Annotated in this window: 12 protein-coding genes; 10 read left to right on the forward strand and 2 right to left on the reverse strand. The window is 72.9% G+C overall.

From position 1 onward, the window contains the following. Nucleotides 1-100 precede the first annotated feature (100 nt). Complete coding sequence (idi, locus tag ACIF6F_RS04915) at nt 101-697, reverse strand: isopentenyl-diphosphate Delta-isomerase (RefSeq protein ID WP_399941296.1); 597 nt, start codon at nt 695-697, stop codon at nt 101-103. Between the two features lie 184 nt (nt 698-881). Continuing rightward, on the reverse strand, nt 882-2,114 hold the full coding sequence (locus tag ACIF6F_RS04920; protein WP_399942158.1) for a bifunctional class I SAM-dependent methyltransferase/N-acetyltransferase: 1,233 nt from the start codon (nt 2,112-2,114) through the stop codon (nt 882-884). A gap of 525 nt (nt 2,115-2,639) precedes the next feature. Between ACIF6F_RS04920 and ACIF6F_RS04925 the strand changes: the two genes are divergently transcribed. The 10 genes from ACIF6F_RS04925 (at nt 2,640) to hpnE (ending at nt 13,526) form a co-directional block, all read left to right on the forward strand. Further along, nucleotides 2,640-4,409 carry a DUF5941 domain-containing protein gene (locus ACIF6F_RS04925; RefSeq protein WP_399942161.1) on the forward strand — a complete coding sequence of 590 codons (1,770 nt, stop codon included), beginning with the start codon at nt 2,640-2,642 and terminating at the stop codon, nt 4,407-4,409. Continuing rightward, nucleotides 4,406-5,158: a sugar phosphate nucleotidyltransferase gene (locus ACIF6F_RS04930; RefSeq protein WP_399941298.1), complete on the forward strand. Its 753-nt coding sequence runs from the start codon at nt 4,406-4,408 to the stop codon at nt 5,156-5,158. Before ACIF6F_RS04925 ends, ACIF6F_RS04930 begins: the two co-directional genes overlap by 4 nt. Beyond that, nucleotides 5,146-6,207, forward strand: coding sequence for an iron-containing alcohol dehydrogenase family protein (locus tag ACIF6F_RS04935; protein WP_399941300.1), 1,062 nt, complete (start codon nt 5,146-5,148; stop codon nt 6,205-6,207). Before ACIF6F_RS04930 ends, ACIF6F_RS04935 begins: the two co-directional genes overlap by 13 nt. Next, nucleotides 6,185-6,964, forward strand: a complete 780-nt coding sequence (locus ACIF6F_RS04940; protein WP_399941303.1) for a CDP-alcohol phosphatidyltransferase family protein — start codon at nt 6,185-6,187, stop codon at nt 6,962-6,964. The genes ACIF6F_RS04935 and ACIF6F_RS04940 overlap by 23 nt, the downstream gene beginning before the upstream one ends. A 35-nt stretch (nt 6,965-6,999) precedes the next feature. Then, on the forward strand, nt 7,000-7,848 hold the full coding sequence (locus ACIF6F_RS04945; protein WP_399942164.1) for a glycosyltransferase family 2 protein: 849 nt from the start codon (nt 7,000-7,002) through the stop codon (nt 7,846-7,848). A gap of 99 nt (nt 7,849-7,947) precedes the next feature. Continuing rightward, complete coding sequence (locus ACIF6F_RS04950; protein ID WP_399941306.1) at nt 7,948-8,877, forward strand: ABC transporter permease; 930 nt, start codon at nt 7,948-7,950, stop codon at nt 8,875-8,877. Next, nucleotides 8,870-9,655, forward strand: a complete 786-nt coding sequence (locus tag ACIF6F_RS04955; protein WP_399941309.1) for an ABC transporter ATP-binding protein — start codon at nt 8,870-8,872, stop codon at nt 9,653-9,655. The genes ACIF6F_RS04950 and ACIF6F_RS04955 overlap by 8 nt, the downstream gene beginning before the upstream one ends. A 370-nt stretch (nt 9,656-10,025) precedes the next feature. After that, entirely contained in the window at nt 10,026-10,946 is a 921-nt protein-coding gene (gene hpnC, locus ACIF6F_RS04960; protein WP_399941312.1) for a squalene synthase HpnC, read from the forward strand. Further along, complete coding sequence (gene hpnD, locus ACIF6F_RS04965; RefSeq protein WP_399941315.1) at nt 10,943-11,893, forward strand: presqualene diphosphate synthase HpnD; 951 nt, start codon at nt 10,943-10,945, stop codon at nt 11,891-11,893. The genes hpnC and hpnD overlap by 4 nt, the downstream gene beginning before the upstream one ends. Before the next feature lie 208 nt (nt 11,894-12,101). Then, on the forward strand, nt 12,102-13,526 hold the full coding sequence (hpnE, locus tag ACIF6F_RS04970; RefSeq protein ID WP_399941318.1) for a hydroxysqualene dehydroxylase HpnE: 1,425 nt from the start codon (nt 12,102-12,104) through the stop codon (nt 13,524-13,526). Nucleotides 13,527-13,547: the final 21 nt, after the last annotated feature.

Here is a 13,547-nt window from a genome sequence, read left to right on the forward strand (position 1 = left end):
GTGCGCCGAGGCGTACGTCCGCCGGGCCGAGCCCACCGCGCCCCGAACGGACCTCATCGGCCGTACCGTCCCCAGCCGCCGGGTCCCGGCGGCCCCGGCCTCACCAGCCCGCCGCGTCCCCCGTGAGCTCGCGGATCGCGGGACGCGCCGCGTCGAGCACGGTCATGAACCACGCGGAGAACGGGTCCTCCGCGTGCCGCTTGGCCAGCTCGTCCGCGGTGACGAACGCGGTGTCGGCGATCTCCTCCGGATCCGGCCGCACCGGCTCCTGCGCGAGTCCCACGAACAGGTGGTTGTACTCCTGCTCCACCAGACCCGAGGCCGGGTCGGGGTGGTTGTAGCGGACGGTGCCCGCCTGCGCGAGCAGCGAGGGCGACAGCCCCAGCTCCTCGTACGTGCGGCGGGCCGCCGCGGCGAACGGCGACTCACCCGGGTAGGGGTGGCCGCAGCAGGTGTTCGACCAGACGCCGGGGGAGTGGTACTTCCCGAGGGCCCGCTGCTGGAGCAGCAGCCGCCCCTTCTCGTCGAAGAGGAACACGGAGAAGGCCCGGTGCAGCCGGCCGGGCGCCTGGTGTGCGGAGAGCTTCTCCGCGGTGCCGATGGTGTTGCCCGACTCGTCGACCAGTTCGAGCATGATCGGCTCGGGGGCGGTGCCGTTGGACGCGCTGCTCGCGGCGGTGGCTGAGGTGATCGGCATAACCATCCTTCGCTTCGGTCTTCGGCCTTCAGTCTGCCGTACCCGAGCGTCTTGTCCGCACTTCGGTGATCCGCGCATGTCTGCCCCCCGCCGCGTGCTATGCGACGGGGGGCAGACCCCCGGGCCGGAGGCCGGCCCCGGCCCTCAGGGGCCCGGGCCGCAGCCCCGGACCGGCTGCCACGCCTCAGACGCCGAACGGCCCCGCATACGCCAGCGTCCCCGCCGGCACGGCCGCGGAGCCGTCCAGGACGAGCGCCATCAGGTACTCGTCCGGTACGTCGAACGGCGCCCGGATCCCGTACCGCGAGGCCCGGACGAACCCGAACCGCGGGTAGTAGTCGGGATGCCCGAGCACCAGCACCAGCGGCTCACCGGCCGCCCGTGCCGCGTCGAGCAGCGCCGTCACCACCGCGCTCCCGGCACCCTGCCGCTGCGAGCCCGGCAGGCTCGCCACCGGCGCCAGCGCGAGGGCCGGGACCCCGTCGACGTGGCAGCGGGTCAGCAGCGCGTGCGCGGCCACCGACCCGTCGGGCGCCTCGGCGACGTACGACAGCCCGGGCAGCCAGGCACCGTCCTCCCGCAGCGCGTCCACCAGGTCGGCCTCCATCGGAGTCTCGAAGGCGGCCGCGTGCACGGCGTGTACGGCGGCCCGGTCGTCCGCCCGCTCGGGCCGCACCCGCCACCGCGTGCCCCACGGCCGCAGCACGTACCCGGTGTAGCCGTAGTCGCCGCCGTGTTCGCGCCGCACGGCGATCTCCTCGCGGGTGGCGGCGAGTGCCGCCGCCATCCCGGGCGCGGAGGGGTCGGCCGTGTCGGCGCGGGCGGCGAGCGGCCCGAAGTACTCGTCCCAGTCGGACTCGGGCTGCGGGACCACCGCCACCACCTGGTAGCCGGCGGCGGCCGCGGCCGCCCGGTTCCGGTCCCCGGTGCGCAGCGGGCAGTGCGGGTCCCAGAAGGCGCGCGCCGCCGGGGACGGCTCGTCGACGGTCCACTCGCACTCGGTCAGCACGAGCGTCCCGCCGGGCGCGAGCAGCCGGCGCCACGTGGCCAGCGCGGTGTCGAAGCCTGGGGGCACCGCCCAGCGGTAGCTGGGGGAGTACGCGGAGCTCTCGGCCCAGACGAGGTCGAAGGAACCATCCGGAAAGGGGACGTCCGCCATGTCCGCCTTGACGGTGCGGATCCGTCCGTCGAGCCCGCGGGCGCGGGCCTCGGCCCGCAGCTCGTCGAGGAACGGCTCGTGCAGGTCGACGGCGGTCACCTCGGCGCCGGCCTCGGCGGCGAGGAGCAGTGCGGAGCGGCCGGGACCGCAGCCCAGGTCCAGGATCCGCGGCCGCTCGGGGAGCGGTCCGGCCAGGGAGAGCAGCCGGCGGGTGGTGGCGTCGGAGCCGGGGCCCTGCCGGGGCAGCCCGTGGTGCAGCTCGAAGAACGCCTCCCAGAAAGCAGGAGAGGAGGAGGCGGGAGGAGCGGCAGAAGAAGAGGAGGATGACGAAGAAGAGGACGCGGAAGCGTCGTGGGTGTTGTCGGTCAACGTGAACCCTAGGAAAGGGGGCTCCGGCCGACGGCCCTCCGCGCGGGTCGCCGAGAAGCGACGTACCGCGGTCGGATCAGGCCTGGCCGGACACCCGGAGGATGGGGATGAACCGGTCGGCACCACGCGTGGTGGCGCACATCACGACGGTCATCAACCCACCTCCTTCATCACGTTCACGGTTCCGGCGCGACGCACCCGGTGTACGGGGGCGTCCGGGAACCGAGCCTAACATCCCCGGGGTTTGTCCCCGGGACGGCGTATCGACCATGATGATCACGAGGGCCGCCGAGCCGGAGATCGTCGGATTGTCGGGGCGTAAACGGGCGGTGAACGTCCGCTTCCTCTCATCCGATAGCCTCTGCCGACGTGCAGCCCGCCCCCTGGGGCGCCCGTCCCAAGGAGTGAGTCCGTCTGTCGACCGCCATCCTCACCGGCCCGCCGGTACCCGGATCGCCGCTCGAAGGCGATCTGCGTGCCCTCGGCTTCGACGTACGGATCGCCGCCGGCCCCGGTGACACCGGAGCTCTGCTGGCCGCAGTCCCCGCGGGGGAGCGCGTCGCGGTGGTGGACAGCCGTTTCACCGGCCACCGGCACGCGCTGCGCCTCGCCCTGACCGACCCCCGCTTCGCCGCGGCCGCGGTCCCGGGCGCCCTCGGCGTCCAGCCCGCCGCCCGCCCCGGCCTCGACCGGGCGCTGGCCCGGGCCACCGCGCCCGCGCACAGCCTGCCGGACGAGCTGGCCGAGGTCATCGAGGCCGGCGGCACGGCCGTGCAGCGCCCCGAGCTGGGCACCCTCGTCGCCGCCGTGCCCGAGTCCCGCGCCGAGCGGGAGGTCGCGGACGCCGCGGTCGCCGCCGTGGACGACGAGGCGGTGCGGCTGCGCACCGCGGTGAAGTCCCGTGACGGCTTCTTCACCACCTTCTTCATCAGCCCGTACTCGCGCTACATCGCCCGCTGGTGCGCGCGCCGCGGTCTGACCCCGAACCAGGTCACCACCGCCTCGCTGGTCACCGCGCTGGTCGCGGCCGGCTGCGCCGCCACCGGCGAGCGCTGGAGCTACGTCACCGCGGGCGTGCTGCTGCTGGTCTCGTTCGTGCTCGACTGCACCGACGGCCAGCTGGCCCGCTACTCGCTCCAGTACTCGACGCTGGGCGCCTGGCTCGACGCCACCTTCGACCGGGCCAAGGAGTACTCCTTCTACGCCGGTCTGGCGCTCGGCGCGGCCCGCAACGGCGACGACGTGTGGGCGCTGGCGCTCGGCGCGATGATCCTGATGACCTGCCGGCACGTGGTCGACTTCGCCTTCAACGAGGCCAACCACGACGCGACGGCGAACACCAGCCCCACCGCGGCGCTCTCGGACCGGCTCGACAGCGTCGGATGGACGGTCTGGGCCCGGCGGATGATCATCCTGCCGATCGGCGAGCGCTGGGCGATGATCGCGGTCCTGACCGCGTTCACCACCCCCCGCATCACGTTCTACGCCCTGCTGGTCGGCTGCGCCTTCGGCGCCCTCTACACCACGGCCGGCCGCGTCCTGCGCTCGCTCACCCGCAAGGCGAAGCGGACCGAGCGCGCCGCGCGGGCCCTGTACGACCTGACCGACTCCGGCCCGCTGGCCGAGCCGGCTGCCCGCGCGGTGCGGCTCCCCGGCCCCGCCGTCGCCCCCGCGCTGCTCGCCGCCCTGCTGATCACCGGTGCCGCCCTGTGGCTGCCGTTCGGCAGCAGCACGCTCGTCCCCTTCGCGGCCGGCTACGTCCTGCTCGCCGGGGTCGCGGTCTCCCGGCCCCTCGCCGGACCCCTGGACTGGCTGGTCCCGCCCCTGTTCCGGGCCGCCGAGTACGGCACCGTCCTGGTCCTGGCCGCCAAGGCCGGGGTGAACGGCGCCCTCCCCGCGGCTTTCGGGCTGGTGGCGGCGGTCGCCTACCATCACTACGACACGGTGTACCGCATCCGCGGTGGCACCGGCGCGCCCCCGCACTGGCTGGTGCGGACGACCGGCGGCCACGAGGGCCGGGTCCTGCTGACCGTGGTCCTCGCCGCAGTCCTCGCGCACACGGACTTCCCCGTCGCGCTCACGGCCCTGGCCGTGTTCGTGGCACTCGTGGTGCTCGTGGAGAGCATCCGCTTCTGGGTCTCTTCCGGAGCACCCGCCGTACATGACGAAGGAGAACCAGCATGATCGGCCTTGTACTCGCCGCCGGTGCCGGACGCCGTCTGCGTCCCTACACCGACACCCTCCCCAAGGCCCTCGTGCCCGTCGGCCCCGAGGGCCAGGAGGAGAGCCTCACGGTCCTCGACCTGACCCTGGGCAACTTCGCCGAGGTCGGGCTGACCGACGTCGCCATCGTCGTCGGCTACCGCAAGGAGGCCGTGTACGAGCGCAAGGCCGCGCTGGAGGCCAAGTACGGCCTGAACATCACGCTGATCGACAACGACAAGGCCGAGGAGTGGAACAACGCCTACTCCCTGTGGTGCGCGCGTGAGGTCCTCAAGCAGGGCGTGATCCTCGCCAACGGCGACACCGTCCACCCGGTCTCCGTCGAGCAGACCCTGCTCGCCGCCCGCGGCAACGGCCAGAAGATCATCCTCGCCCTCGACACGGTCAAGAACCTGGCCGACGAGGAGATGAAGGTCATCACCGCCGACGGCAAGGGCGTCCAGAAGATCACCAAGCTGATGGACCCGGCCACCGCGACCGGCGAGTACATCGGCGTCACCCTGATCGAGCCGGAGGCCGCCGAGGCCCTCGCCGACGCGCTGAAGGCGACCTTCGAGCGCGACCCCGACCTGTACTACGAGGACGGCTACCAGCACCTCGTCAACGACGGCTTCACGATCGACGTGGCCCCGATCGGCGACGTCCAGTGGGTCGAGATCGACAACCACGACGACCTCGCCAAGGGCCGGAAGATCGCATGCCAGTACTGACGCGGCTGATCCCGTCGCCGGTCGTCGTCGACATCTCCCGCGGCGCCATGGACGACCTGGCCGGCCTCCTGGCCGACCAGCGGATCTCGGCGTCGGGGAAGCTGGCGATCGCGATCAGCGGCGGGTCCGGCCAGGCGCTGCGCGCCAAGCTGGAGCCCGTACTCCCGCACGCCGACTGGTACCCGGTCGTCGACGGCACGATCGACTCCGCGGTCAAGCTCGCCGACGACATAAAGGGCCGCCGGTACGACGCCGTGGTCGGCCTGGGCGGCGGCAAGATCATCGACGTGGCGAAGTACGCCGCGGCGCGGGTCGGCCTGCCCATGGTGGCCGTGGCCACCAACCTCTCCCACGACGGCATCTGCTCGCCCGTGTCCATCCTGGACAACGACAACGGGCGCGGTTCCTACGGCGTGCCCACCCCGATCGCGATGGTCATCGACCTCGACGTGATCCGGGACGCGCCGGCCCGGTTCATCCGGGCCGGCATCGGCGACGCGATCTCCAACATCTCCGCCATCGCGGACTGGGAGCTGTCGCACGAGATCACCGGCGAGGCGGTGGACGGCCTGGCGGCCGCCATGGCCCGCACCGCCGGCGAGTCCGTGCTGCGGCACCCGGGCGGCTGCGGGGACGACGAGTTCCTCACCGTGCTCTCCGAGGCGCTGGTGCTCTCCGGCATCGCCATGTCGATCAGCGGCGACAGCCGCCCCTCGTCCGGGGCCTGCCACGAGATCAGCCACGCCTTCGACCTGCTCTACCCGGGGCGCTCTGCGCTCCACGGCGAGCAGGTGGGCCTGGGCGCGGCCTTCGCCATGTACCTGAGGGGCTCCCGCGAGCAGGCCGGCCTCTTCACGCAGGTGCTGCGCAACCACGGGCTGCCCGTGCTGCCCGAGGAGATCGGGTTCAGCGTGGACGAGTTCGTCGCCGCCGTCGAGTACGCCCCCCAGACCCGTCCGGGACGCTTCACGATCCTGGAGCACCTCAACCTGTCCGTCGCCGAGATCAGGGACGCCTACTCCGACTATGCCAAGACCATCGGTAGCTGAACTCCGCCCGGTCGTGCACCCCCCGGGTGTGAAGGACCGGCGCAGCGGTGAGCACTGGGGCGGCCGCCTGTACATGCGCGAGGTCTCCCTGCGCATCACCCGTGTCCTGGTGGGCACGAAGGTCACCCCGAACCAGCTGACCTACCTGATGACGCTCGCGGGCGTCCTCGCCCTCCCCGCCCTGCTGGTGCCGGGCATCTGGGGCGCGGTGCTCGGCGTGGCCGCGGTCCAGCTGTACCTGCTGCTCGACTGCGTCGACGGCGAGGTGGCCCGCTGGAAGAAGCAGTACAGCCTGTCCGGGGTGTACCTGGACCGGGTCGGCGCGTACCTGTGCGACGCGGCGGTCCTGGTCGGCATGGGCCTGCGCGCCGCCGACCTGTGGGGCGGCGGCCGGATCGACTGGCTGTGGGCCTTCCTCGGCACCCTCGCGGCGCTCGGCGCCATCCTGATCAAGGCCGAGACGGACCTGGTCGGCGTCGCCCGCCACCAGGCGGGCATGGAGCCCGTCAAGGAGGCGGCGGCGGAGCCGCGGTCCTCCGGCGTGGCGCTGGCCCGCCGGGCCGCGGCGGCGCTGAAGTTCCACCGGCTGATCCTCGGCATCGAGGCGTCGCTGCTGATCCTGGTGCTGGCCGTGCTGGACCAGATGCGGGGCGACCTGTTCTACACCCGGCTCGGTGTCGCCGTACTGGCCGGCATCGCGCTCCTCCAGACGGTGCTGCACCTGGTGTCCGTCCTGGCCTCCAGCAGGCTCCGGTGAGCGCCGGCCTGCGCGTCGGCGCGGTGGTCATCACCATGGGCAACCGCCCCGACGAGCTGAAGGCGCTGCTCGACTCGGTCGCCCGCCAGGAGGGCGATCCGGTCGAGGTGGTCGTGGTCGGCCAGGGCGTGAAGGCCTCCGAGCTGGTGCCCGCGGGCGTGCGCGCCGTGGACCTGCCGGAGAACCTCGGCATCCCCGGCGGCCGGAACGTGGGCATCGAGGCCTTCGGCCCGGGCGGTTCCGACGTCGACCTGCTGCTGTTCCTCGACGACGACGGGCTGCTGCCCCGCACGGACACCGCCGAGCTGTGCCGGCAGGCCTTCGCGGAGGACCCGGAGCTGGGCATCGTCAGCTTCCGGATCGCCGACCCCGACACGGGTGTCACGCAGCGCCGCCACGTGCCGCGGCTGCGCGCGTCGGACCCGATGCGCTCCTCGCGGGTGACCACCTTCCTCGGCGGCGCCAACGCGGTCCGCACGAAGGTGTTCCAGGAGGTCGGTCCGCTGCCCGGCGAGTTCTTCTACGCGCACGAGGAGACGGACCTGGCCTGGCGGGCCCTCGACGCCGGCTGGCTGATCGACTACCGCGCCGACATGGTCCTGTTCCACCCGACGACCGCGCCCTCCCGGCACGCGGTGTACCACCGGATGGTGGCCCGCAACCGGGTCTGGCTGGCCCGCCGGAACCTGCCCGCGCCGCTGGTCCCCGTGTACGTGGGCGTCTGGCTGCTCCTGACGCTGCTGCGCAGGCCCTCGGCCGCGGCCCTCAAGGCCTGGTTCGGAGGCTTCCGCGAGGGATGGTCCACGCCGTGCGGCCCGCGTCGTCCCATGAAGTGGCGGACCGTGTGGCGGCTGACCCGGCTGGGCCGACCTCCCGTCATCTGACAAGCTCGGTTCTGGGAGCATGGGCGTACTCCCGGGACCAGGCGTCCGACCGCCACACGCCCGACCGGCCGCGCATCTTGAAGACGAAAGTTTCAACTTGTGAGTGACACAACCCATGACGGCGCCCTCGCCACGAGCAAGCCGCCGTCTCCCGACGCCGGGCTGAGCGCCGCGGAACTCGCGGCGAAGTACGGCCTGTCGGTGAGCGGTGCCCGACCGGGGCTCGGAGAGTACGTCCGGCAGCTGTGGGGCAGGCGCCACTTCATCGTCGCGTTCTCGCGGGCGAAGCTGATGGCGCAGTACAGCCAGGCCAAGCTCGGCCAGATCTGGCAGGTCGCTACCCCGCTGCTCAACGCGTTCGTCTACTACCTGATCTTCGGGCTCATCCTGAACGCGGGCAAGGACATGCCCAAGGACGTGTACATCCCGTTCCTGGTGATGGGCATCTTCGTCTTCACGTTCACCCAGAGCTCGGTGATGGCCGGCGTCCGCGCGATCTCGGGCAACCTCGGCCTGGTGCGGGCGCTGCACTTCCCGCGCGCCTCGCTGCCCATCTCCTTCTCGCTCCAGCAGCTCCAGCAGCTCCTGTACTCGATGATCGTGGTCTTCGCGGTCGCCGTGGCCTTCGGGAACTACCCGCAGCTGTCCTGGCTGCTGGTGATCCCCGCGCTGTTCCTGCAGTTCGTGTTCAACACCGGGCTCGCGATGGTCATGGCGCGGGCGGGAGCGAAGACCCCGGACCTGGCGCAGCTGATGCCGTTCGTCATGCGCACCTGGATGTACGCGTCCGGCGTGATGTTCTCCATCAGCGTGTACCTGAAGGACAAGCCGGCCTGGATCGCCGACGTCCTGCAGTGGAACCCCGCGGCCATCTACATGGACCTGATCCGCTTCGCCCTGATCGACGGGTACGACTCCAGCTACCTGCCCCCGCACGTGTGGGCCTTCGCGGTCGGCTGGGCCGTGCTGATCGGCCTCGGCGGTTTCGTGTACTTCTGGAAGGCTGAGGAGCGTTACGGCCGTGGCTGAGAACAACCGGGCGGCCGTCCCCACGGTCATCGCGGACAACGTCCACATCGTCTACCGCGTCAACGCCGGCGGCGGCGGCAAGGGCAGCGCCACGGCGGCGATGAGCAAGATACTCCGCCGCAGGAAGACGGGCGACGCCCCGGGCGTGCGCAAGGTGCACGCCGTGCGCGGCGTCTCCTTCACGGCGTACAAGGGCGAGGCCATCGGCCTCATCGGCACCAACGGCTCGGGCAAGTCGACGCTGCTGCGCGCCATCGCCGGCCTGCTGCCGTGCGAGTCGGGCAAGGTCTACACCGACGGCCAGCCCTCGCTGCTGGGCGTGAACGCGGCGCTGATGAACGACCTGACCGGCGAGCGGAACGTGATGCTCGGCGGCCTCGCGATGGGCATGTCGCGCGAGGAGATCAAGGAGCGCTACCAGGGGATCGTCGACTTCTCGGGCATCAACGAGAAGGGCGACTTCATCACCCTGCCGATGCGCACCTACTCCTCCGGCATGGCGGCGCGCCTGCGGTTCTCGATCGCCGCGGCGAAGAACCACGACGTGCTGATGATCGACGAGGCGCTGGCCACCGGTGACCGCCGCTTCCAGATCCGCTCCGAGGAGCGGATCCGCGAACTGCGCAAGGAGGCGGGCACCGTCTTCCTCGTCAGCCACAGCAACAAGTCGATCAGGGACACCTGCGACCGCGTGCTCTGGCTGGAGAAGGGCGAGCTGCTGATGGACGGCCCCACGGACGAGGTCGTCAAGGCGTACGAGAAGGAGACCGGCCGCTAGGGCCGTGTCCCCACGACACCCGGCCGGCCAGGGCCGTGTCCCCACGACACCGCCCCCACCGGTCACTCCGGCACCACCACCGGCCCCCGCCGCGGCCCGCGGCGGGGGCCGCCGTGCGACATTCGGTCACCGGACGGACACCCGGCAGGGCCGAAAAGCGTTGTACAACGTAAGCTGTACCGGTGCTGATTCGTGGCAAGTGGGGCGGTTTCCCCGCATGTAAGCGGCGGCCCTCGCCGGGCGGACCGGCGGCGTGTCCGAAATAGGATGTTTTGGGTCGGCAGTGTAGAACGGGAGATGTGACGGCAATGGCTACGGGAATTCTCCGGCCCCCAGGCGCGCGAGCCGTCCCCGCCCCGGGCGGCGGGCGGTGACCGCGGGGCCCGGCATCCGGCCCCCGTCCGACACGGCACACACCCGCGCCACCCTCGGCAAGGCAGCGGAGGAGAACTTCCCCGTCGCCCCGTTCTTCGTCCCCGCCGCCTGGCGCGAGGGACTCATGGCCGTATACGGGTACGCCCGCCTCGTCGACGACATCGGCGACGGCGACCTCGCCCCCGGCGGCCGCGACGCCGCGCTGCTCGGCGTCGCCCCGGACCGCGCCGACGACCGCCTCGCCGTACTCGACGCCTTCGAGGCGGACCTGCGGCGCGTGTTCGACGGCACCCCCCGGCACCCGCTCCTCCAGGCCCTCCAGCCCGTGGTGGACCGCCACGGGCTCACCCCGGAGCCGTTCCTCGGGCTGATCGAGGCCAACCGGCAGGACCAGCGGGTGACCCGCTACGCCACGTACGAGGAGCTCGCCGCCTACTGCGAGCTGTCCGCCAACCCCGTGGGCCGGCTCGTGCTGTCCCTCACCGGCACCGGCACCCCCGAGCGGATCCGCCGCTCCGACGAGATCTGCACCGCGCTCCAGATCGTCGAGCACCTCCAGGACGTCGCCGAGGACCTCGGCCGCGACCGGATCTACCTCCCCGCCGAGGACATGGAACGCTTCCGCGTCGCCGAGGCCGACCTCGCCCGTCCCACCGCCAACGCCTCCGTGCGCTCGCTCGTCGCCTTCGAGGCCGAGCGCGCCCGCCGGCTGCTGAATGAAGGAACCCCGCTCGTGGGTAGCGTCCACGGCAGGCTCCGGCTGCTGCTCGCCGGGTTCGTCGCAGGGGGGCGCGCCGCGCTGTGCGCCGTGGCCGACGCGGGGTTCGATGTGCTGTCCAGTTCGCCCAAGCCCGCCAAGCTCCGCCTGGTGCGCGAGGTGGGCGCCGTCCTGCGCACTGCGCCGAGAGAGGGGTGAGCCCGACCGTGGAGGGAACCTCGCACGCGTCCGGAGCGGTACTCGCCGCGTACAGCTACTGCGAGGCAGTGACCGGCACCCAGGCGCGCAACTTCGCCTACGGCATCCGGCTGCTGCCCACCGAGAAGCGCCAGGCCATGTCGGCCCTGTACGCCTTCTCCCGGCGGGTCGACGACATCGGCGACGGCACGCTCGCGCCCGCGGCGAAGCTCGCGCGCCTGGAGGACACCCGGGCGCTGCTCGGCCGGATCCGCGACGGCGGGGTCGACGAGGACGACACCGACCCGGTCGCCGTCGCCCTCGCCCACGCCGCCCGCCGCTTCCCCATCCCGCTGGGCGGCCTCGACGAGCTGATCGACGGCGTGCTCATGGACGTCCGCGGCGAGACGTACGAGACCTGGGACGACCTCGCGGTCTACTGCCGGTGCGTCGCCGGGGCCATCGGCCGCCTCTCCCTGGGCGTGTTCGGCACCCAGCCCGGCGCACCCGACGCCGAGCGCGCCGCCGAGTACGCCGACACCCTCGGCCTCGCGCTCCAACTCACCAACATCCTGCGGGACGTTCGCGAGGACGCGGGCAACGGCCGCACCTACCTGCCGGCCGAGGACCTCGCCAAGTTCGGCTGCGCGGAGGGCTTCGGCTCGGGCCGCGCCCCCGCCGGCTCCGACTTCCCGGGCCTGGTCCACCACGAAGTGCGGCGCGCCCGCGCCCTCTTCGCCGAGGGCTACCGGCTGCTGCCCATGCTCGACCGGCGCAGCGGCGCCTGCGTGGCGGCCATGGCCGGCATCTACCGCCGCCTCCTCGACCGCATCGAGCGCGACCCGGCGGCCGTCCTGCGCGGCCGCGTCTCACTGCCGGGCCACGAGAAGGCGTACGTCGCCGTGCGCGGCCTCTCCGGCCTCGACGCGCGGACCATCTCACGCCGGAGCACGAGGAGGCGGGCCTGACCGTGACGTACCCCACCGTGCAGTCCCCGCCCCGCGGCGCCGACCCCCACGGGCCCGCCGCCCCGGCTCGCGCGCACGTACGGGCGGACCGTACCGCCGCCCGGGCAACCGGCCGCCCGGCCGCGGCGTCTTCGCGTACGTCCGGCGCGACCGCGGCCCTGCCGGGCACCGGCCGGACCGTACCGCCGGCGGCGGGAGGAGAGGACGCGTGAGCGACAACCGTGCCGTCGTCGTCGGCGGCGGCCTCGCCGGGGTCACCGCAGCACTCGAACTCGCCGACGCGGGGCTGGAGGTCACCCTCCTCGAAGGCCGGCCGCGCCTCGGCGGCCTCGCCTTCTCCTTCAAGCGCGGCGAGCTGACCGTCGACAACGGCCAGCACGTCTACCTGCGCTGCTGCACCGCCTACCGGTGGTTCCTCGACCGCGTCGGCGGCGCCCACCTCGCCCCGCTCCAGGACCGGCTCGACGTACCCGTCCTCGACGTCGCCCACCCCAAGGGCCCCCGGCTCGGCCGGCTGCGCCGCACCGCCCTGCCCGTCCCCCTGCACCTCGGCCGCTCGCTGGCCGCCTACCCGCACCTCAGCCTGCGCGAGCGCGCCGCCGTCGGCCGTGCCGCCCTCGCCCTGCGCTCCCTCGACCCGGCCGACCCGGCCCTGGACGGCGTGGACTTCGCCACCTGGCTCGGCCGCCACGGGCAGTCCGCGCGCAGCGTCGAGGCCCTGTGGGACCTCATCGGCATCGCCACCCTCAACGCCACCGCCGACCGGTCCTCCCTCGGGCTGGCCGCGATGGTCTTCAAGACCGCGCTGCTCACCGAACCCGGCGCCGCCGACATCGGCTGGGCCCACGTCCCGCTCGGCGAGCTCCACGACACCCTGGCCCGCAAGGCCCTCGACACCGCCGGGGTCACCACCGAACTGCGCTCCCGCGTCGGCGCCGTCTCCCGTACCGGGGACGGAAACTGGCGGGTCGTCACCGAATCGGGCGCCCTGGAGGCCGGCACCGTCGTGCTCGCCGTACCGCAGCGCGAGGCCCACGCCCTGCTGCCGCACGGCGCCCTCGACGACGCGGACACCCTCCTCGACATCGGTACCGCCCCCATCCTCAACGTGCACGTCGTATACGACCGCAAGGTGCTCAGGCAGCCCTTCTTCGCGGCCCTCGGAACCCCCGTCCAGTGGGTGTTCGACCGCACGGACGCCTCCGGGCTCACCGACGGCGGCCAGTACCTGGCCCTGTCCCAGTCCGCCGCCCAGGACGACATCGACGAACCCGTCTCCGTCCTGCGCCGCAAGTACCTCCCCGAACTGGAACGCCTGCTGCCCGCCGCACGCGGCGCGAAGGTACGGGACTTCTTCGTCACCCGGGAGCGCACGGCTACCTTCGCCCCCACCCCCGGCGTCGGACGGCTGCGCCCCGGCCCCCGCACCAAGGCCCCCGGCATCCACCTGGCCGGCGCGTGGACCGCCACCGGGTGGCCCGCGACGATGGAGGGCGCCGTGCGCAGCGGCGTCGGCGCGGCGCACACCGCTCTCACCGAGCTGGGCCGCCACCATGAACTTCCCCCTGGCTGCGCCGGGGGGACCCCCACTTCCGGCAGCGCCGGAGGCACCTCCGGCAGGAGCGCGGCATGACGATCAGCACGACGAGCACGT

It is taken from the genome of Streptomyces sp. NPDC086023 (assembly GCF_044540325.1).
Lineage (GTDB): Bacteria > Actinomycetota > Actinomycetes > Streptomycetales > Streptomycetaceae > Streptomyces.

Excerpts from the sequence above, each read along its gene's own strand:
- idi (WP_399941296.1), bottom strand. The coding sequence starts at position 697 with ATGCCGATCACCTCAGCCACCGCCGCGAGCAGCGCGTCCAACGGCACC.
- ACIF6F_RS04930 (WP_399941298.1), top strand. The coding sequence starts at position 4,406 with ATGATCGGCCTTGTACTCGCCGCCGGTGCCGGACGCCGTCTGCGTCCC.
- ACIF6F_RS04935 (WP_399941300.1), top strand. The coding sequence starts at position 5,146 with ATGCCAGTACTGACGCGGCTGATCCCGTCGCCGGTCGTCGTCGACATC.
- ACIF6F_RS04940 (WP_399941303.1), top strand. The coding sequence starts at position 6,185 with ATGCCAAGACCATCGGTAGCTGAACTCCGCCCGGTCGTGCACCCCCCG.
- ACIF6F_RS04945 (WP_399942164.1), top strand. The coding sequence starts at position 7,000 with ATGGGCAACCGCCCCGACGAGCTGAAGGCGCTGCTCGACTCGGTCGCC.